We start from the raw sequence: 18335 nt of genomic DNA on the forward strand, positions 1-18335 counted from the left end.
CGGTGGCCAGGAACGCACCTATCTGCTGCACGCTCCGCCGGGTTACCGGGCCGACAAGCCGGTGCCGCTGGTCGTTGCCCTGCACTTCTATCCGGGCTCCGGCACGGCGCTGCGGGACATGATCGCGATGGACGCCAAGGCCGACGAGCACGGCTTCCTGGTCGCGTATCCGGACGGGGTCGGCGGCGGATTCAACGCCTTGGTCTGCTGCGGCGCCGAGGACGACGTCGCCTTCCTGCGGGCGCTGACCGAACGGCTCATCAGCGACTGGCGGGTGGACCCCGGCCGGGTGTACGCCACCGGCATCTCCAACGGCGCCGACATGAGCTTCCGGCTCGCGGTCGAGGCGAGCGGGGTGTTCGCCGCGATCGGGGCGGTGAGCGGCGGCTTCGGCGGCCCCCGGGTGGAGGCTGCCACCTACGCGCCGACGAAGCCGGTCTCGGTTGTCACCGTCATCGGCGCCCAGGACCAGTATTACGACATCTTCCAGGCCGGGCTGAAGAAGTGGCGCGAGCGGCTGCGGTGCGAGCCGGTCAAGACGCCGCCGAGCGGCGAGAAGACGGTGCAACGGTCCGGCGCCCAGTGCGCCGACGGCAGTGAGGTCGACGTGTACGTCGTCACGGACATGGGACATTCCTGGCCCGGAGCGAAGCAGGGGCAACTGGCCCTGCCCGACGCACCGATCGTGGCCACCGACATCCTCTGGGACTTCTTCGCCGCCCACCCCGCCTCAGCGGGTGACGGCTGCCGTCACAGCCGGGTCGCCGTGCGGACGAGCCCCGCCACGGCCCGGGAGCGGCTGTGCGCGGGCCAGGCCAGCACCGTGGTGACGGGGGACGAGTCGGTCAGCGGGATGGCGGCGTGCGCGCCCCACAGCCACGTCCGGGCGGAGGCACAGATGACGGCCATGGTGTGACCCAGGGCGATCAGCTGGGCCAGCTGCGACAGGTCGTGGATCTCGGGGCCCGGGCCGTCCTCGTACGTGCCGTCCTGACGGGGCCAGCGGGCGACCAGCAGACCGGGCACGTCGCTGAGGTCGGCCATAAGCAGGGACGGCCGCGCGGCGAGCGGATGGGCCGCGGGCACGACGGCGATCTGCTGCTCGGTCAGCACGTCCTCGGTGTCGAAGCCGGCCAGGGAGTCGAACGGCCGCTGCATGAACGCCACGTCGGCCCGGCCGTCGCGCAACATCCGCGCCTGGTCGCCCATGCCGCACAGCACCACGTCGATCTCGGCCGCCCCCGGTTCCGCGGCGTACGCGTCCAGCAGCTTGCGCAGCAACTCGTGGTTGGCCCCGGCCTTGGTCGCCAGCGTCAGGCGGTTCGTGGCCGTGGCGGCCCGGCGGGTGCGGCGGGCGGCCGCCTCGGCGCTGTCGAGGATGGCGCGGGCCTCGTCGAGCAGCACCTGGCCCGCGCCGGTGAGCGTGACGCCCCGGCGGTTACGGTCCAGCAGCGTGACCCCGAGGCGGCGTTCGAGCTGCTGGATGGCCCGGGACAGTGGCGGCTGGGCGATGCCGAGGCGCTCGGCGGCCCGGCTGAAGTGCAGTTCCTCGGCGACGGTGACGAAGTACCTGAGCTCGCGGGTCTCCAGCGTGTCCACCGCGCAACGATACTGCGGTGATACCCGTGCGGTATGACAGCGCACCGCAACGGTGTAAGCACCGGCCCCGCCGCCGAGTCAGCATCGGCTCATGAGCGACAAGAAGACCGCGCTGGTGACCGGCGCGAACAAGGGACTCGGGTACGAGATCGCCGCGGGCCTGGGCGCCCGCGGCCACCGCGTGGCGGTGGGCGCCCGCGACCAGGCCCGGGGTCAGGCGGCGGTGAAGTCGTTGCAGGCCGCCGGCGTCGACGCCTTCGCCGTTCCGCTGGACGTCACCGATGACCGCAGCGTCACCGAGGCCGTGGAGCTGATCGCTCGTGAGGCCGGACGGCTCGACGTGCTCGTCAACAACGCCGGCATCTCGGGTGAGACCGGGCCGGGCTGGGTGCAGGATCCGACGACCCTCGACCTCGACGTCGTCCGCGAGGTCGTGGACACCAACGTGTACGGCGTGATCCGGGTGACCAACGCTCTGCTGCCGCTGCTGCGGCGGGCACCGTCGCCGCGCATCGTCAACATCTCCAGCAGCGTCGGATCGCTGACCTGGCAGGCGGATCCGGCCGTCGACGTCGGCCCGGTCATGGCCGCCTACTCGCCGACGAAGTCGTATCTCAACGCCGTCACCGTGCACTACGCCCGGCAGTTCGAGGGCACCGGAATCCTCATCAACGCCGCCTGCCCGGGCCTGGTCGCCACCGACTTCACCGGCTTCTTCGGGCGGCCCGTGAGTGAAGCTTCGGCAACCCCGATCCGGCTGGCCACGCTGCCCGACGGCGGTCCGACCGGATCGTTCTTCAACGACGACGGCGTCGTGCCCTGGTGATGACGCAAGTGGCGCGGCGGCCGATGCCGCCGCGCCACGAGTGCGGTGAAAGGAGAGGGACGGACGTCAGCCGGTACGGCAGCCGATCGTCGGCCACGTCCAGTTGCCGTTGGCCATGATCGTCACCCCGAAGTTGTTGCCACTGCCGTTCGGTCTGGCGGTGACGGTTCCGCTGGTGCCGGTGACCGCGGCGTTCCAGCTGTTCTGGATGCTCTGGCCGCCGTTCAGGTTGAGCGTGACGACCCAGTTGCTCGCGTTGCTGACCGCAACGTTGAGGTTGAAGCGGTCACCGAACTTCTCGCCGGCCGAGATCGTCGCGGTGCAGTTGCTGCCCGGGTTGCCGGGCGGCGGGGTGGTCGTGCCCGGGTTGCCGGGGTTGGAGCCGCCGCCCTCGCTGACGGTGATGTCGGAGCTGCCGGCGCTCTGGTAGCCCTCGGTCGCCATGATCTGATAGGCGTGGTTCGTGCCGAGGTTCAGGCCGGCCCGCGCCCACGCGTCGAAGTGGTTGCCGATCGTGATGGTGCCGCTGCTGCGCTTCGACTGCCGGACGCTCCAGAACTGGTAGAACGTCTGGGTGCCGTCGATCGAGGGCTGGTTGACCCGCTGGCTGCGCAGGATGTCGTACGTGCCGCCGTCGGAGGTGACGGTGCCCATCCGGGTGGCGCCGCTGCTCGGGTTGTAGCTGCCGAAGTTCTCGACGATGTAGTACTCGATGAGCGGGTTGCGCGTCCAGCCGTACAGGGCGAGATAGGTGTTGTTGTTGCCCGGGTTGTACGAGCCGGAGTAGGTGACCGTGCGGCGGGAGCCGGTGGCCCAGCCCTTGCCGCCGACCCAGTTGTTGGTGCTGCGGTCCCAGCTGCTGGAGTACCGGCCGTTCTCGCGCAGCGTCATGCTGGCGTTGCCACTGTCCTTCCAGAACGAGAAGTAGTAGCCGTTGTGCGTGCCGGTGGTGTTGGAGCTGACCGTCCGGTCGGCCTCGGCGTGCGCGCTCGGGGCGGCGACGACCGTGCCGGCGACGGCCAGCACCGCCGTACACGCGGTGCCGAGGAGGATCCGCAAGCGGCGTCTCCTCGGCTGGATGGGGATGTCGGTCATGTAGGTGCTTCCTCCTCGTGACGGCTGGCGGGGGCCAGCGGCGCGGTGAGGGCCGGCGGTCTGCCGGCGGCCGGGTGGATGGCCGCCGGGCATCGGCGTCGTTCCGCGCGGTGGGACCGGTCGTCCTGCACGACCGGGAGCGGGTCGCGATGGATGGCATCGACGGTCATTCAGCCCCGTCGATGGCGACGGTAGGGGCCGGGTCCATCGCTTGTCAAAACTTTTCCGAAACATTCCGGAAACTCGACCGGGCCGGCGGACTTTCCGCAGGTGAAGCGTTCTGCTGGCCAGCGCTCCCACCCCGGCGAGCGGTGGCGGGGGCGGTCACCGGGATGCTCCCCGCGCGGAGATCAGGGATCCGGACATCGACCGGCGAAAGATCCGGCGACCTTCCGGATGACAAGAGGCACGGACAGCCCGGTGGGCGAGATCCCGGCCTTCTGCAGGGCCGGCACGCGGTCGGGTCAGGCCGGGATGAGCACGGCCCGCCGGGGACGCGACACCGGGCCGGGCCGCAGACCCGGCGCCAGGTGCCGCACGGCGCCGGCCCGGGCGACCGCGACGGCGGCCTCCTGGCGCAGGCTGTCGCGGGTGGCGACGGCCAGCCGGGCGTCGTGCCGGACGGCCTTCTCCGCCATGACCGCCCGCTGGTACAGCGCGCGCCGATGGGCCACCGTGGCCTGCTGCACCGCCCGCTCCTGGTCGACCGGGTGCAGTGACGGATCCCAGCCGCCGTCCCCGGTGAGCGCCTCGACGGGCAGGTCCCCGCGGTCGACGGCCGCACCGATCGCCCGGTGCAGGAAGCGCTCACGCTCGGCGTGCTCGGCCGGGGTACCGGCGTCCGGCATCGGGTAGGCGGACGCGGCCCGCATGGCCACCAGCCGCTGCTCGGCGTCCTGCCAGGCCTGCCACGCCGTGTCGGCGCGCTGTGCGCTCTGCTCGGCGTGCTCGCGCCACAGGTCGGCCACCCGGGCGGCCCGCCCGGTCGCCACGACGAGCTCGTCGGCATACCGCACGGCGTGCGCGGCGTCCTCCCGGCGCCGGGCCCGCCGCGCCCGCAGGCGGCGCACCCCCGGCACGGCGTCCATCAGCACCAGATGCGGATCCGGTACGCCGTCGACGCCGGCCAGGGCCAGCACCGACAGGGTGGCCGCCAGCAGCAGGGTCACCCAGATCGCCAGCGGGGCCGGCTCGGTCAACAGCATGTCCGCTACCACGTTCATGGTCAGAGAAGTCCCTCGATAGATACGGAGTCGATGAAACGGCAGCGCCGTCCCGCCCGTAGCCGGGGGAGGTGGGAACGCCCGGCTCGAGACGCGACGCAGGACGACCGGGAGCGGACCGATGCCCGCCCGGCGGATCGTCAGACGGACGCGGCGGGCGGTGCGCGCGCGGCGCGGGCCGCGACCACCAGCTGCGGGCGCAGAACGCGCTCGCGGCCGGCGGCGGGAAGATCACAGAGCAGCACTGCCACCGGTACGGGCGGCAGCTCGGTCGTCGCAGCGGCGGCAACCTCGACCGTGGTGTCGCAGTGCCGGGTCACCTCGGCGGACACGGTCGTCGCGGGCCCGCTGGGCCCGGCGGCGAGCGGCGGTGCCGACAGCCCGGCGATCAGGGCGAGCAGCAGGGCCAGCAGCGCCGGCAACGAGGGCCGCGCATCGCGGGTCGCCTCCGTCGCCATGATCACAAGGTACGGTTCCGGCCCCGCCCGGGACGGCGAAACGCCTACGTGTCGCCCCGCGCGGCGGCCGCGTCAGTCTTTCGTGGATCGCTTCTGACCTCGCCGGGCTACCACCGTGGTGGTAGCCGGGGCGCGATCGGCGGTACCACGCGTGGAGGACGTGAGGGTGATCGTCGTCCCGTACGGTGACCGGCATGGCCCTGTTGTCCACCCGGCTGCCGCGCGCCCGGGCTGCCGCGGCGCGCCACCCGCAGGCGATGGACGCGCTGCTGGGGGCGCTCGTCGGGGCCTTGTCGCTGCTGTCGGTGCTGGAGGGACCGCGGGGCATTCCCGGCCGGGACCTGAGACTGCTGGACCTGCTGGTGGCCGTGGCAGCGGCTCTGCTGATCGCCGTGCGGCGCCGGTCGCCGGTGCCCGCGCTGGCCGTCGCGGCCGCCGGGTCGGCCTGGGCGGTGGCCGCCGGCGGCGAGATCTACGTGCTCACCGCGGTGACGGTGATCTGCGCGTACACGGTCGCCTCGCGCACCCGCCGGACCGTCGCCTGGATCGCCGGCGTCACCGCGGCAGCGGTCGTCTACCTGGCCGCGGTGGCGTTCAACGGGCAGGGCTGGGACTCCTCGGAAAGCCTGGAGGACCTGGGCTGGATGGGAATGGCGGTCGCCGTCGGCGATGCGGTCCGGACCCGGCGGGCGTACGTGGCGGCGGTCGAGGAACGGGCGGTACGCGCCGAGCGGACCCGCGACGAGGAGGCCCGCCGGCGAGTGGCGGAGGAGCGGCTGCGGATCGCCCGGGAACTGCACGACATCGTGGCGCACCACATCGCCCTGATCGGCGTGCAGTCCGAGGTGGCCACGCACCTGCTGCGGCAGGAGCCGGACCAGGCCGAGGAGGCCCTGTCCCACGTACGGCAGTCGGTGCGCACCGTGCTCGACGAACTCTCCAGCGTGCTGACCGTGCTGCGCCGCGCCGACGACCCGGAACCCTCCACCGAACCGGCCCCCGGCGTCGATCGGCTCGGCGGACTGCTCGACTCCGTCGCCGCGGCCGGGCTGCGGGTCGCGCATCAGCAGGAGGGCGAGGCGCGGCCGCTGCCCTCGGCGGTCGACCTGGCCGCGTACCGGATCGTGCAGGAGTCCTTGACCAACGTGCGCAAGCACGGCGGCGGCCCGGCCGCCCACCTCCGGCTCAGGTACACCCCGGGTGGTCTGGCCATCGAGGTGGAGAACCGGGTCGGGCGCGGCCCGGCCGCCGGCCCGGAACCGCGGACCGGGCACGGACTGACCGGCATGCGGGAGCGGGCGGCGTCGGTCGGCGGGACACTGGACGCCGGTCCGGGCCCGGGCGGCCGGTTTCTCGTGCGGGCGTTCCTGCCCGCACCCGTCAGCCAGGAGGTATCGACGTGACCAACCAGATCCGGGTGCTCCTGGCCGACGACCAGACGCTGATCCGGGCCGGGTTCCGGGTGCTCATCGACTCCGCACCCGACCTGGAGGTGGTCGGCGAGGCCACCAACGGGCGGCAGGCGGTCGCGCTGGCCCGCAGCGCCCGCGCCGACGTGGTGCTGATGGACATCCGGATGCCGGACCTGGACGGCATCGAGGCCACCCGGATGATCACCGCGGACGAGGACCTGGCCGGGGTGCGGGTGCTGATCCTGACCACGTTCGAGATCGACGAGAACGTGCTCCGGGCCCTGCGCGCGGGGGCCAGCGGGTTCCTCAGCAAGAGCGTCCAGCGGGCCGACCTGCTGGACGCCATCCGCGTCGTCGCGGGCGGCGAGGCGCTGCTGTCACCGAAGGCCACCCAGAGCCTGATCGCCCGGTTCCTCGACACCCCCGAGCCGATGCCACTGCCGGCACCGGCCGCTCTCGACAGCCTGACCGACCGCGAACGGGAAACCCTGGCCCTGGTGGCGGCCGGGCTGTCCAACGACGACATCGCCGAACGGCTGTACGTGTCACCGCTGACGGCCAAGACCCACGTGAACCGGGCCATGACCAAGCTGGGGGTCCGGGACCGGGCGCAGCTCGTGGTGATCGCGTACCAGAGCGGCCTGGTCCGCCCCGGCGAGATGCCACCGGCCCGCTGAGGCCGGCCTGATCGTCGCCGTCCGCCGCAAGATGCCGGTATTGCTGCGATTTAGGCGTATCGTTGACTCGAGAGCGTCTTGTCTCTCGCATCCGCGACGTCTCGGGCATCGGCCGTTGTGCCAGGGGGGCCTACAGCTCGGCGGTCCTGGTGGTGGCTTGGCATGTCCAGAGGATCGCGAGCAACTCCACGGCCGGGCTCAACCCCGGACGACGACGAGGTCCGGCCCGGAGGGGTTTCGTTCCAGGCCCGGATGCGAGCCGATCGAGCGACGGAACAAGTTCACGTCCAGGACGCCCGGGACCGGTTCGAGGCCCGCATGGAAATCGAACGCGAGAACGAGCTGGTGCGGGTCCAGGACGCCCATGACCGGTTCGAGGCCCGCATGGACAGCGAGCTCACGCGCGCCGTGAGCGATCGGGATCGCCGGCAGGCCCAAGCTCATCAGAGTCAGCGCATGGAGGTCCTCGGGCAACTCGCCGGCGGCGTCGCGCACGAGTTCAACAATCTGCTCGCGGTGATCCTCAACTACGCCGCATTCGTCGCCGAGGAGCTCGCCGCCGGACCGGTCCCGGATCGGGAGGCCACCGGCCGCGACGTCGCACAGATCCAACGCGCCGCCGAACGGGCCACCGCCCTGACGCATCAGCTCCTCGCCTTCGGCCGCCGCGAGATCATCCAGCCCACTGTCCTCGACCTCAACGACGTCGTACGGGACCTGGAGCGACTCCTCGCCGGCACCATCGGCGAGGATGTCGCCCTGTCCGTCGATCCGGCCCCGGACCTCTGGCCGATCCTGGCCGACGCCGGCCAGTTCCGTCAGATTCTCGTGAACCTGGCGGTCAACGCCCGGGACGCGATGGCCGGCGGAGGCACGCTGAGCATCGACACCGCGAACATCACCGTGGACGCCGGCTCCCTGGCCGACGCGCACCCGCCCGGCGGCCGCCATGTCCGTCTCCGGGTCCGGGACACCGGCACCGGCATGACGCCGGAGGTGCTCGCTCACGTCTTCGAGCCCTTCTACACCACCAAAACTGACGGCACCGGTCTGGGACTGTCCACTGTCTACGGCATCGTGACGCAGGCCGGGGCTACCGTCTCCGTACGGTCCCACCCGGGGACAGGCACCACGTTCACGATCATCGTCCCCGTCACCGACCAGGTCAGCACGACCGTTCCGGAATCTCCGGCCCGTCGGCACACCCCTGCGGGTGAGACCGTCCTCATCGTCGAGGACCAGGAGGCGCTCCGCGCGGTGACCGAACGCATCTTCACCAGAAGCGGCTACCGGGTGCTCACCGCCGTCGACGGCCGGGACGCGGTGGCCGTCTCGGCCGCTCATCCCGAGGAGATCCATCTGCTCGTCAGCGATGTCGTCATGCCCGGGATGCTCGGCAAGGAGGCGGCCGCCAGGATCCGTCGCGACCGGCCCGGCATCAAGGTGCTCTTCATGTCCGGCTACGCCCAACCGGTGCTGGCCGCCCGGGGCAGACTGGACGCCGACGTCGACCTCATCGAGAAACCCTTCACGGCCGCCGCCATCATCGAGAAAGCCGGACAGGTGCTCCACGGTTGACGGCGCCGGCCGCCGTGGTCAGCCTGCCCCCGTCAGTCCTGCGGCGGTGGCGGCGACCATGCGGGTGAGGGTGGGCCGGAAAGGTGGGAACACGGCGCCGATCTCGGGCTCGCGTTCGTAGAGCTCGCGCAGGGCCTGCGGGGGCCGGGTGAGCGGGAACAGCTTGGCGACGAAGGCGCTGGCGGCCATGACCAGGGCGGCCCCGTCGGTGGGGGCCATCGGCGGGCACGCGCCGGCGACAAGCCGGCCGACCTGCATGTACGTGTCGATGGCCCACAACTTGTACTCCCGCAGGACCGCCACGGTCACGTTGTGTTCCAGCATCGTCTCCGCGTGCGTCGTCAAGTCGCAGTACAGCGGCCGGTCGGCGTACGCGTCTGCCAGCGCCGCTGCCGCAGCGGTGGCGCCCTCCGCTCCCTGCAGCGCCGCGCTCGCGGCGGCCGCCCAGTCCGAGCCTTCCTGCATCGTGAGCCGCAGGTAGATCTCCTCGCGGGTCCCGAAATAGCGCAGCACATTGGACTTGGCCAGCCCGACCGCCGTGGCGATGTCGCCGAGGCTGACCCAGGCGACCCCCGACTGTCGCGCCAGCTCGGCGGCGGTGCCCAGGATCGCCTCCCGCCGCTGGTCCTTCTGGTCCGGGCGCCGGGCCCGCTGAAATGGCGCCTGCATGCCAGGAATCTAACCGAGAACTATGAGAACGGCGTTCTCTTGTTAAGGAGACGGTGTTCTGTTAGCGTCGCGCACTGATCCATCGACCAACCTGATCGGAGCATTTCGTGACCACCGCCGGTGCGGACCTCGCCCAGACCATCGACGCGTTCGTGGCCGCCTTCAATGACCCCGACCCCGACCTGGACCTGGTCATGTCGTTCTTCGCCGAGGACGCCACCTACCTGCCCGGCAAGAAGCCTGAGCGCCGCGGCCTCGCCGCCATCCGCGCGGAGTTCGCCCCGCAGTTCGCGGGACGTTTCGGCGCGATGACCTTCGACGTCTACGACCGGGTGATCGACGAGCCGCGGCGCCGGGCCACGATCCGGTGGGTGTGCCGGCTGGATCTCACCGGTGTGCACGGGCGGCGGGCCATGCCGATGCTGCGCTGGTTCGCCCGCGCCCGCTACGGCGGCCGGGTGCAGTGGCACGGCCTCGACGTCTTCCACTTCGACGCCGGCGGGCGCATCACCGGCAAGTTCACCTACGCCACGTTCCGCCTGCCGCTGTGGGAGGCCGGTGACGGCGTACGGAAATGAGCGCGACCGCCGAGCCGGACAGCTCGGCGGTCGCGGGGGCTGAGCGACGTCAGTGCTGGTCGGTGCCCGCTTCAGCCTCGGCCCCGGTCTCGGCCTCCGCTTCGGTCCCGGCCTTGCGGCGGTGGACCGTGAAGGTCATGATCGCCACGATCAGCGCGCCGACGATCAGGCCGAGGATCGCGCTGAACACCGTGTTGACGAGCCAGCCGACGAGTCCGCCCAGCACACCCGCGGCGTCGTGGGCGGCCTCCTCCACGTGGTGCACGGCCTCGTACAGCCAGTGCAGGCCGAGCTCGTCCGTGCCCACCAGCAGGATGTGCCCGCCGACCCACAGCATCGCCGCGGTGCCGAGCACGGTCAGGCCGGTCAGCACCAGGGGCATCGCCCGCACCAGGCCACGGCCGAACGTCGCGAGGGCTCCGGACCGTTCCGACAGGCGCAGCCCGGCGTCGTCCATCTTCACGATCAGGGCCACTGCGCCGTACACCAGGACGGTCATCACGACCGCGACGACGGCCAGGATCGCCAGGCGGGACCAGAACGGCTCGTCGATCACCTCGTTGAGGGTGATCACCATGATCTCCGCCGACAGGATCAGGTCGGTGCGCACCGCCCCGGACACCAGGGTCTTCTCGTCCGGGGCGGCCTCGTCGCCCGCGCCGTGGGCCTCGTGATGGGCGATCTTGGCCCAGACCTTCTCGGCGCCCTCGTAACACAGGTACGCGCCGCCGAGCATGAGGATCGGGGTGAGCAACCACGGCACGAACTGGCTGAGCAGCAGCACCGCGGGCAGGATGATCAGGAACTTGTTGCGCAGGGAGCCCAGGGCGATGCGCTTGATGATCGGCAGCTCACGCTCGGCCGCCAGGCTCCGCACGTACTGCGGCGTGACGGCGGCGTCGTCGATGACGACGCCCGCGGCCTTGGCGCCGGCCTTCGCGGCGGCCGCCCCGACGTCATCGATGGACGCGGCGGCGGCGCGGGCCAGTACCGCCACGTCGTCCAGCAGGGCTACGAGTCCACCGGCCAAGAGAGGTTCCTTCCGAAGCTGAGCATCAAGCGTGCCCGAACATTCTCGCCCACGCCGCGGCCCGGGGCGCGCCGCCCGCCCCGGCGGGGTGCGCCGGCCGGCCCGGCCGGGGGTGCGACGCCCGTCCCGGCTGGGGCGCGCCGACCGGGCACACTCATCGGCGGCGGCCCATTCCCCGGCGCTGGTAAGCGCTATCATCGGCGGGTCTGGGACAGCCGGTGAAAAGGTTTCTTCTTGCGACAGCATGCAACGGTGCGGGAGGTGGCCGCCGACACCGGACTTTCGATCGCCACGGTGTCGCGGGTGCTCAACGGCCAGGCCAATGTCGCACCGCACACCCGTGAGGTCGTGCTCGAGGCCGTGGGCCGGCTGGGCGGGCAGGGGCAGCGGCTCCGCGCCGATCTGGGGGCGATCTACATTCGCTGCCCGTACCTTCTCGACGAGTATTTCGGGCCGATGGTGTCGTCGGTCGTGGAAACCGTGGAATTGCACGGCATGACCGCCATTCTCAACGCCGGCAAGGCGGCGCGGGGCAGCGGCGTGTTGTCCGTCCTGCCCGGCCGCCAGGGCGTCGGCGGCGGGATCCTGATCCTGCCGCCCGAGTCGGGACCCGAGCTGGAAAGGCTGCGCGACCGCGGGTTCGCCTTCGTCGTGCTGGACCCGCGCACGCCGCCGCCCCGCGACATCGTCGCGGTGTCCGCGGCCCACACGACCGGCGCCCGCAACGTGATGTCCCACCTGGTCAAGCTGGGACACCGGCGGATCGGCATCGTCGCCGGCCCGCGGGACTGGCTGGTCACCGACGCCCGGATGACCGGGTACGTGGCCGCCCTCGCCGACGTCGGCATCCTCCCGTCGCCCGACCTGCTCCGCTTCGTCGACGAGCCCACCGTCGAGCAGGGTTACGACGCCGCCTGCGCCCTGCTCGACCAGCCGGAACGCCCGACCGCGGTGGTCGGCTTCAACGACAAGATCGCGGTCGGGGCGCTGCGGGCCGCGCGCGAACGGGGCCTGCGGGTCCCGGACGAGCTGTCCATCGCGGGGTTCGACGACACGACGGTCAGCCAGGCCACGGATCCCATGCTCACCACCGTGCGCCAGCCGCTGGCCGAGCTGGGCCGGATGGCCGTGACCATGTTGATCCGGATGATCCAGCGGCACGATCTGGACGCCCGGCACGTCGAGCTCGCCACCGATCTGGTGGTCCGGGGCTCCACCGCGGCTCCGCCCCGCTGATGTAACAAGCTGGCGCTTGTTACACGCTCTCCGCAGGGCTGACGGGGCACTCATTGACACGGACGCCTGTAACGATGTTTCGTATCCGTTACGCAAGCCCCGTACCCCTGGAAGGAGTTCGTGTGATCCCATCTGTCCCCGGCCGCCGGTCGCGGTCGCGGGTTGCCGCCGTCGCCGTGACCGCGCTCGTCGGCATCGCCGGTGCCGTCGCGATCGGCGGCGAGGCGTCGGCCGCCACGTCGGTGCAGGTCTACTGGAGTTCGGAGTCTCGGACCGCCGGGTTCGAGCCGGTGAACGGGAACTGGTACGCCGACCCGGCGACGGGGCTGGCCGGTACGCCGTACCGGTTGTCGCGGCAGCCGGACGTGCCGATCGTGGCGGCGGGCGGCGCGGCGACGATCACCGCGAACACCGGCCGGCAGTACCAGAGCGTCCTGGGCTTCGGCTCCTCCCTGGAGGAGTCGACCATCCACAACCTGTCCCGGATGAGCGCCACCGCCCGGGAACGGACGCTGCGCCTACTGCTCGATCCGAGCGCCGGCGCGGGTTTCAACGTCGCCCGGATCACCTTCGGCACCAGCGACTTCACCAGCCGGGCCTTCTACACCTACGACGACGGCGCCGCGGATCCCACGCTGTCGCGCTTCTCGATCCAGAAGGACCTCGACTACGGCATCATCAGCGTGCTCAAGCAGGCCCGCCAGATCAACCCGAACCTGCTGATCTTCGCGAGCGTGTGGAGCCCGCCGGCCTGGATGAAGGCCAACAACAGCCTGATCGGCGGCAACCTGCTCGACCAGCACGTGCCCACCCTGGCGGCCTACTACCGGCGGGCGGTGCAGGCGTACGCCGCCCAGGGTCTGCCGATCCACGCCGTGACGCTGCAGAACGAGCCGCTGTACTCGCCGCCGGACTACCCCGGCACGCTCATCTCCGCGGACCAGGAACGCCGGCTCGCCGTGGCCATGCGCGCCGAGTTCACCGGCAACGGCGTCGGCGGCACGAAGATCTGGGCTTTCGACCACAACTTCGCGGAGGGGCCGTCGTACATCGCTGGTGTGCTGGGCAGTCCGGGCAGCCCGAGTGACGCGTTCAACGCCGTCGACGGGCTGGCCTTCCACGACTACGCCGGTGAGCCGGCCCTGATGGGCCAGGTCAAAGCCAGCTATCCGGGCAAGGACGTGGCGATGACCGAGCGGGCTGTCTGGGGTACGACCGGAGCGAACCGCATCGTCGACTACTTGCGCAACCAGTCCGTCATGTACCAGAACTGGGTGACGATGCTGGACCAGAACCGGGCGCCGGAGAAGTGGACCGGCGCACCGGACCCCACCATGCTGGTGCAGAACCCGTCCGCCCCGGACACCGTGTGGGCGCTGCCGGAGTACTACCTGACCGCCCAGTTCTCCAAGTTCATCCAGCGCGGCGCCAAGCGTGTCGACACCAACAACGGCTCGGCGGGCACTGTCACGAACGTCGCGTTCCTGAACCCGGACGGCAGCCTCGTCACAGTTGTGGTCAACCGCAGCACCGTCAACCAGACCTTCACCGTGCGCGCCGGCACGCAGCAGTTCACCGGCACCCTGCCCGCGAAAACGGTGGGCACGTACGTCTGGGCCGACGCGAACACCACGCCGCCCACGGGGACGACCGCCGCGTTGCGCTCCGACCTCAGTGGACGGTGCGTGGACGTGCCCGGGGCGAACCCGGTCGACGGCGCCCGGTTGCAGATCTACGACTGCAACGGCAGCGCCGCGCAGCAGTGGACGATCAGTGGTGACGGCACGGTCCGCGCGCTCGGTAAGTGCATGGACGCGGCTGCTGCGGGGACCGCGAACGGCACGGCGATCCAGCTCTACACCTGCAACGGCACCAACGCGCAGCGCTTCACCCTGGGCGCCGGGGGAGACCTGGTCAACACGGCGGCCAACCGCTGCGTCGACGTGGTGAACAACGGCACGGCGAACGGGTCGCAGCTCCAGCTCTGGGACTGCGCCAGCACTGCCAACCAGAAGTGGACCCGCGCCTGACAGGTCAGCTCGCCAGGACCGTCTCCGGCCCGTGACCCGTCGCAGCCCGACCGCGGCGGGGAGCGGGCCGGAGCCCGCTGAGCTCCCGAGCTTGGACGGCGGCGACGTGTGCCTCGTGCCGCAGGCTGCCGACGGCACGGTGGGCGCGCTCGGCGTCGTGCCGGGCGGCCCGCTCCGCGGCGACGGCCCGCTCGTAGCGTTGCCGGAGCCAGGCCCTCGAGGCGCGGGCGATCACGACGTCCTGCTCGGCCGGATGGAGCCGGGCATCCCAGCCGTGCCCGTCGGCGGGCAGTTCCCCACGGTCGGCTGCTGCTGCCACCGCACGAAGCAGGTAGCGCTCGCGGGCCGCGTACTCCTCGCAGGTCCGCGCCGTGGGCGGCGTGCCCCAGGCCGCCGCGGTCAAAGCCTTGCGCAGCCGGTCGTCGGCGTCCAGCCACCCCTGCCATGCGGCGTTCAGCTCGTCCTCGCTCTGTTCCCAGAGCTGCTGCCACCGCTGCGCGCTCGTGGCCGCGTGGTCGGCGGCTGCGCGGATCTCCTCGGCGCAGCGGGACGCCTGGGCGGCTTCGGCCAGACGTTCCTCGTCGCGGTGGCGCAGGGCCGCCACCCATTCCCGGGCTGCGCGCCGAGGGTGACGCGTGGCGTTGGGGCTGCCCAGCAGCAGGAGCGCCGGGAAGGTCAGGAGCATCAGCGTCGCCCAGATCGCCGCCGGGGCGGGCTCGGTCAGCAGCATTTCCGCGATCACATTCATGGGAGAAGTCCGTCCGTCGAGGTGTCCGCTCGTGTCGATGACAGGCTGTGACCACCGCGCGGCGTGATCGCCGGCCAGGTGATCAGACGGAGGCGAAGGGCGGGGCGCGAGAACCGCGGGCGCTCGCGGTGGACTGATCCGCGAGGACGGTGACGTGGTCGGCCGGCGGGTCGTCGGTCGCTGCGGCTTCGGTCGCCGGGTCTTCCGCCGTGGACGAGATCTGCGCGATGGCGGAGGTGGAGACGGCGGCCTGCGGACGCGAAGTGGATCGCTGAGGGGCCGTGGCCAGCAGGAGTGTCAGCAGGACCAGGACAGGCAGCGACCGCAGCAGCAGTCCGCGCCGGTCGCTCGTCGCCATACCTCCACTGTAGCGAGGGCAGCAGACCACCGACGACAGCACGACGGCCCCCGGCCACCGATGCCTGCCCCCTCCTGGCGCCAAACATGACGACTCGATGGGCGGTCTTCACGTAACCGAAACCTTGACATCACAATTGTGACCGTTAACATCGACCGGTACATCTACATGGCTCGATGGATCAGCGTCGCGCGACGGAACCCCCTTCCCCTGATTGCACTGGTGAGACGCGACGCAACGGGCCACCGCCATCCCCGAGGAGATGCATGTCCAGGACCCGCAGGAAAACCGTTCGGCGCGGCGTGCTCGCCGCCGCTGTGGCCACCACCCTGGTCGCCGCCGCGACGGTCGCCGTCAACGCCCAGGCCGCCACGGCACCAGCGCCCCTGGCCGCCGCGACCCCCACCGTGCCCCCGGCCGCCTATCCCGGGCCCGGCCTGGTCACGGGCGACATCGGTGCCCACGATCCGACGATGGTGAAGACCCCGGGCGGCACCTACATCGTGGCGCACACGGGTGACAACATCGCGCTGAAGACCTCCTCGGACCGGACGGCCTTCCGCAACGCGGGCACGGTCTTCCCCGGCGGAGCGCCGTGGACCACGCCCTACACCGCCGGTAGCCGCAACCTGTGGGCGCCCGACATCTCGTTCCACAACGGGCAGTACTGGCTGTACTACTCGGCCTCGTCGTTCGGGTCCAACCACTCGGCGATCTTCCTGGCCACCAGCCCGACCGGGGCCTCCGGGACGTGGACCGACCGGGGCCTGGTCGTCGAGTCACGGACCTCGGACAACTACAACGCGATCGACCCCAACCTGGTCGTGGACGACTCGGGAGCCTGGTGGCTGAGCTTCGGCTCGTTCTGGTCCGGCATCAAGATGGTCGCCCTGAGCCCGTCGACCGGCAAGCGCGCCGACACCACCCTGCGCAGCATCGCCGGCCGGGGTGGGGGCGCGATCGAGGCGCCGTTCATCGTCAAGCACGGCGCCTACTACTACCAGTGGGTCTCCTTCGACCGGTGCTGCCAGGGCGCCGCCAGCACGTACCGGATCATGGTCGGCCGCTCGGGCAGCCCGACCGGGCCGTTCCTCGACCGCAACGGGGTCGATCTGAACTCCGGTGGCGGCACCCAGGTCCTCGCCGGGCACGGCAGCATCCACGGCCCCGGCCACCAGGCCGTCCTGGCCGACACCGATTCCGAGCTGCTGATCTACCACTACTACACCGACAGCGGTGCCGCGAACCTCGGCATCAACCTCATCGGGTACGACGCGGCCGGCTGGCCGTTCGTCCACTGATCGCGAAGGAGACCCGACGATGCGAAGGATCCTGCTCATCGGTGTGGTGACGATGCTCGCCGCGGTGGGCACGGCGATCGCCGTGCCAGCCGCCGAAGCCGCCACAGTGCAACCGAACGTGCCCTACGTGCTGGTCAACCGGAACAGCGGCAAGGCCCTCGACGTCTACAATCTGGCCACCACCGACGGTGCCGCCATCAACCAGTACGCCCGCAACGACGGCGCCTGGCAGCAGTGGCGTTTCCTGGACTCCGGCGGCGGCTGGTACCGGGTGCAGTCGGTGCACAGCGGCAAGGTCCTGGACCTGCCCAGCAGCACCGACGGCATCCAGCTCGTGCAGAACGCGGACCGTAACGACGCCCGCCAGCAGTTCCGGCTGGCCGACTCGGCCGGCGGTTACGCCCGGCTGATCAACCGGTCCAGCGGCAAGGCCGTCGAGGTCTGGCAGTGGAGCACCGCCGACGGCGCGATGGTCTCGCAGTACCAGGATCTCGACGGCGCCAACCAGCAGTGGCAGCTGATCTCGCTGGCCGCCACGGCCGGCTCCTTCACCAACCCGATCAAACGCAACGGGCCGGACCCGTGGCTGCAGTACCACAACGGGTTCTACTACCTGGCCACGACCACGTGGAACTCGACTGTCACGATGCGCCGGTCGAGCACCCTGGCCGGGCTGGCGACCGCCGCCGACACCACGGTCTTCAACCTGGCCGGCCGGGCCAACGGTTGCTGCAACATGTGGGCGCCCGAGTTCCATCTGCTCAACGGCCCGAACGGCAACCGCTGGTACCTGTACTACGTGGCCGGTCAGAACGTCTCGGACTACAACCCGACGCAGCGGCTGCACGTGCTGGAGTCGGCCGGGACTGATCCGATGGGCCCGTACACGTTCAAGGCCGATCTGGGCACCGACTGGCAGCTGGACGCGAGCGTGCTGAAGGTGGGCAGCAGCCTGTACCTGATGGGCACCTACGGCGGTGACGGGGCCGGGCAGAGCAACTTCATCCAGCGGCTCAGCAACCCCTGGACGCTGACCGGCTCCCGGGTACGGCTGAGCTCGCCGACGCTGAGCTGGGAGCGGCAGACCGGCGCGGTGAACGAGGGGCCGGAGCCGCTGTACCACAACGGCAAGGTGATGGTCGTCTACTCGGCCTCGGCCTGCTGGGGGCCTGACTACAAGCTGGGCCTGCTCACACTGACCGGCTCCGACCCGATGAATCCCGCGCACTGGACCAAGAAGTCGACCCCGGTCTTCCAGCGCAGCGACGCCAACAGCGTGTACGCCCCCGGCCACAACGGCTTCTTCAAGTCGCCGGACGGCACCGAGGACTGGATCGTCTACCACGCCAACGATTCCGCCTCCGGTGGCTGCGACATGAACCGCTCGACCCGCGCGCAGAAATTCACCTGGAACGCTGACGGCACACCGAACTTCGGTGCGCCCGTCCGCCTCGGCGCCACCTTGCCGGCGCCCTCAGGCGAGTAACGCGGCAAGTGGAGGAGCCGCCCGGGTGACA

At 71.1% G+C, this 18335-nt stretch carries 18 protein-coding genes and 1 pseudogene; 10 read left to right on the forward strand and 9 right to left on the reverse strand.

Annotated features, from left to right (window positions below):
• Positions 1–61: 61 nt before the first annotated feature.
• Positions 62–331, forward strand: a pseudogene (locus ACQP2Y_RS17500) (alpha/beta hydrolase family esterase); the annotation flags it as partial.
• 419 nt (positions 332–750) lie between these two features.
• Here ACQP2Y_RS17500 and ACQP2Y_RS17505 read toward each other — a convergent pair.
• The gene (locus tag ACQP2Y_RS17505) at positions 751–1590 is read right to left on the reverse strand and encodes a LysR family transcriptional regulator (RefSeq protein ID WP_433731983.1); all 840 of its coding nucleotides are present in this window, start codon (positions 1588–1590) and stop codon (positions 751–753) included.
• 100 nt (positions 1591–1690) lie between these two features.
• Here ACQP2Y_RS17505 and ACQP2Y_RS17510 point away from each other — a divergent pair, with 100 nt between their 5' ends.
• Positions 1691–2425 carry an SDR family oxidoreductase gene (locus tag ACQP2Y_RS17510; protein WP_433729463.1) on the forward strand — a complete coding sequence of 245 codons (735 nt, stop codon included), beginning with the start codon at positions 1691–1693 and terminating at the stop codon, positions 2423–2425.
• A 66-nt stretch (positions 2426–2491) separates the two neighbouring features.
• Here the strand turns inward: ACQP2Y_RS17510 and ACQP2Y_RS17515 are convergent, their stop codons facing one another.
• From ACQP2Y_RS17515 to ACQP2Y_RS17525, 3 genes are all read right to left on the reverse strand, one after another.
• Positions 2492–3520, reverse strand: a complete 1029-nt coding sequence (locus tag ACQP2Y_RS17515) for a glycoside hydrolase family 11 protein (RefSeq protein WP_433729465.1) — start codon at positions 3518–3520, stop codon at positions 2492–2494.
• Positions 3521–3984: 464 nt separating this feature from the next.
• Entirely contained in the window at positions 3985–4743 is a 759-nt protein-coding gene (locus ACQP2Y_RS17520; protein ID WP_433729467.1) for a hypothetical protein, read from the reverse strand.
• Positions 4744–4883: 140 nt separating this feature from the next.
• Positions 4884–5201: a hypothetical protein gene (locus tag ACQP2Y_RS17525; protein ID WP_433729469.1), complete on the reverse strand. Its 318-nt coding sequence runs from the start codon at positions 5199–5201 to the stop codon at positions 4884–4886.
• A gap of 194 nt (positions 5202–5395) precedes the next feature.
• Here ACQP2Y_RS17525 and ACQP2Y_RS17530 point away from each other — a divergent pair, with 194 nt between their 5' ends.
• Together ACQP2Y_RS17530 and ACQP2Y_RS17535 are read left to right on the forward strand one after the other, a co-directional pair.
• A complete protein-coding gene (locus tag ACQP2Y_RS17530; RefSeq protein ID WP_433729471.1) occupies positions 5396–6604 on the forward strand; it encodes a sensor histidine kinase in 1209 nt (402 codons plus the stop codon).
• Positions 6601–7290: a response regulator gene (locus ACQP2Y_RS17535; protein ID WP_433729473.1), complete on the forward strand. Its 690-nt coding sequence runs from the start codon at positions 6601–6603 to the stop codon at positions 7288–7290. Before ACQP2Y_RS17530 ends, ACQP2Y_RS17535 begins: the two co-directional genes overlap by 4 nt.
• Positions 7291–7488: 198 nt before the next feature.
• On the opposite strand, the gene ACQP2Y_RS17540 is transcribed toward ACQP2Y_RS17535, so the two are convergent.
• Entirely contained in the window at positions 7489–7785 is a 297-nt protein-coding gene (locus ACQP2Y_RS17540) for a hypothetical protein (RefSeq protein ID WP_433729475.1), read from the reverse strand.
• Between ACQP2Y_RS17540 and ACQP2Y_RS17545 the strand changes: the two genes are divergently transcribed.
• The gene (locus ACQP2Y_RS17545; RefSeq protein WP_433729477.1) at positions 7747–8868 is read left to right on the forward strand and encodes an ATP-binding protein; all 1122 of its coding nucleotides are present in this window, start codon (positions 7747–7749) and stop codon (positions 8866–8868) included. The genes ACQP2Y_RS17540 and ACQP2Y_RS17545 overlap by 39 nt on opposite strands.
• Before the next feature lie 18 nt (positions 8869–8886).
• Here the strand turns inward: ACQP2Y_RS17545 and ACQP2Y_RS17550 are convergent, their stop codons facing one another.
• Positions 8887–9537: a TetR/AcrR family transcriptional regulator gene (locus ACQP2Y_RS17550; protein ID WP_433729479.1), complete on the reverse strand. Its 651-nt coding sequence runs from the start codon at positions 9535–9537 to the stop codon at positions 8887–8889.
• Between the two features lie 107 nt (positions 9538–9644).
• Between ACQP2Y_RS17550 and ACQP2Y_RS17555 the strand changes: the two genes are divergently transcribed.
• Positions 9645–10115 (forward strand): YybH family protein, encoded by a 471-nt coding sequence (locus ACQP2Y_RS17555; RefSeq protein WP_433729480.1) that lies wholly within the window; start codon positions 9645–9647, stop codon positions 10113–10115.
• A gap of 49 nt (positions 10116–10164) precedes the next feature.
• On the opposite strand, the gene ACQP2Y_RS17560 is transcribed toward ACQP2Y_RS17555, so the two are convergent.
• Positions 10165–11145: a DUF808 domain-containing protein gene (locus ACQP2Y_RS17560; protein WP_433729482.1), complete on the reverse strand. Its 981-nt coding sequence runs from the start codon at positions 11143–11145 to the stop codon at positions 10165–10167.
• A gap of 234 nt (positions 11146–11379) precedes the next feature.
• On the opposite strand from ACQP2Y_RS17560, the gene ACQP2Y_RS17565 reads away from it, so the two are divergent.
• Complete coding sequence (locus tag ACQP2Y_RS17565; protein ID WP_433729484.1) at positions 11380–12381, forward strand: LacI family DNA-binding transcriptional regulator; 1002 nt, start codon at positions 11380–11382, stop codon at positions 12379–12381.
• Positions 12382–12503: 122 nt separating this feature from the next.
• The gene (locus ACQP2Y_RS17570; RefSeq protein WP_433729486.1) at positions 12504–14411 is read left to right on the forward strand and encodes a ricin-type beta-trefoil lectin domain protein; all 1908 of its coding nucleotides are present in this window, start codon (positions 12504–12506) and stop codon (positions 14409–14411) included.
• A 4-nt stretch (positions 14412–14415) separates the two neighbouring features.
• Here ACQP2Y_RS17570 and ACQP2Y_RS17575 read toward each other — a convergent pair whose 3' ends face one another.
• Both ACQP2Y_RS17575 and ACQP2Y_RS17580 read right to left on the reverse strand, forming a co-directional pair.
• Complete coding sequence (locus ACQP2Y_RS17575) at positions 14416–15159, reverse strand: hypothetical protein (RefSeq protein WP_433729488.1); 744 nt, start codon at positions 15157–15159, stop codon at positions 14416–14418.
• 82 nt (positions 15160–15241) lie between these two features.
• Positions 15242–15517 (reverse strand): hypothetical protein, encoded by a 276-nt coding sequence (locus tag ACQP2Y_RS17580; protein WP_433729490.1) that lies wholly within the window; start codon positions 15515–15517, stop codon positions 15242–15244.
• Between the two features lie 266 nt (positions 15518–15783).
• On the opposite strand from ACQP2Y_RS17580, the gene ACQP2Y_RS17585 reads away from it, so the two are divergent.
• Both ACQP2Y_RS17585 and ACQP2Y_RS17590 read left to right on the forward strand, forming a co-directional pair.
• Entirely contained in the window at positions 15784–16818 is a 1035-nt protein-coding gene (locus tag ACQP2Y_RS17585) for an arabinan endo-1,5-alpha-L-arabinosidase (protein ID WP_433729492.1), read from the forward strand.
• A gap of 19 nt (positions 16819–16837) precedes the next feature.
• Complete coding sequence (locus ACQP2Y_RS17590; protein ID WP_433729494.1) at positions 16838–18304, forward strand: family 43 glycosylhydrolase; 1467 nt, start codon at positions 16838–16840, stop codon at positions 18302–18304.
• The last annotated feature ends 31 nt before the right edge of the window (positions 18305–18335 follow it).

The organism is Actinoplanes sp. CA-051413 (genome assembly GCF_050955795.1).
Taxonomy (GTDB): Bacteria; Actinomycetota; Actinomycetes; order Mycobacteriales; family Micromonosporaceae; genus Actinoplanes.

What these genes read in the sequence shown, in the direction of transcription:
- ACQP2Y_RS17510 (WP_433729463.1), top strand. Translation starts at nt 1,691, where the DNA reads ATGAGCGACAAGAAGACCGCGCTGGTGACCGGCGCGAACAAGGGACTC.
- ACQP2Y_RS17515 (WP_433729465.1), bottom strand. Translation starts at nt 3,520, where the DNA reads ATGACCGACATCCCCATCCAGCCGAGGAGACGCCGCTTGCGGATCCTC.
- ACQP2Y_RS17520 (WP_433729467.1), bottom strand. Translation starts at nt 4,743, where the DNA reads ATGAACGTGGTAGCGGACATGCTGTTGACCGAGCCGGCCCCGCTGGCG.
- ACQP2Y_RS17525 (WP_433729469.1), bottom strand. Translation starts at nt 5,201, where the DNA reads ATGGCGACGGAGGCGACCCGCGATGCGCGGCCCTCGTTGCCGGCGCTG.
- ACQP2Y_RS17530 (WP_433729471.1), top strand. Translation starts at nt 5,396, where the DNA reads ATGGCCCTGTTGTCCACCCGGCTGCCGCGCGCCCGGGCTGCCGCGGCG.
- ACQP2Y_RS17545 (WP_433729477.1), top strand. Translation starts at nt 7,747, where the DNA reads ATGGAGGTCCTCGGGCAACTCGCCGGCGGCGTCGCGCACGAGTTCAAC.
- ACQP2Y_RS17550 (WP_433729479.1), bottom strand. Translation starts at nt 9,537, where the DNA reads ATGCAGGCGCCATTTCAGCGGGCCCGGCGCCCGGACCAGAAGGACCAG.
- ACQP2Y_RS17575 (WP_433729488.1), bottom strand. Translation starts at nt 15,159, where the DNA reads ATGAATGTGATCGCGGAAATGCTGCTGACCGAGCCCGCCCCGGCGGCG.
- ACQP2Y_RS17580 (WP_433729490.1), bottom strand. Translation starts at nt 15,517, where the DNA reads ATGGCGACGAGCGACCGGCGCGGACTGCTGCTGCGGTCGCTGCCTGTC.
- ACQP2Y_RS17585 (WP_433729492.1), top strand. Translation starts at nt 15,784, where the DNA reads ATGTCCAGGACCCGCAGGAAAACCGTTCGGCGCGGCGTGCTCGCCGCC.
- ACQP2Y_RS17590 (WP_433729494.1), top strand. Translation starts at nt 16,838, where the DNA reads ATGCGAAGGATCCTGCTCATCGGTGTGGTGACGATGCTCGCCGCGGTG.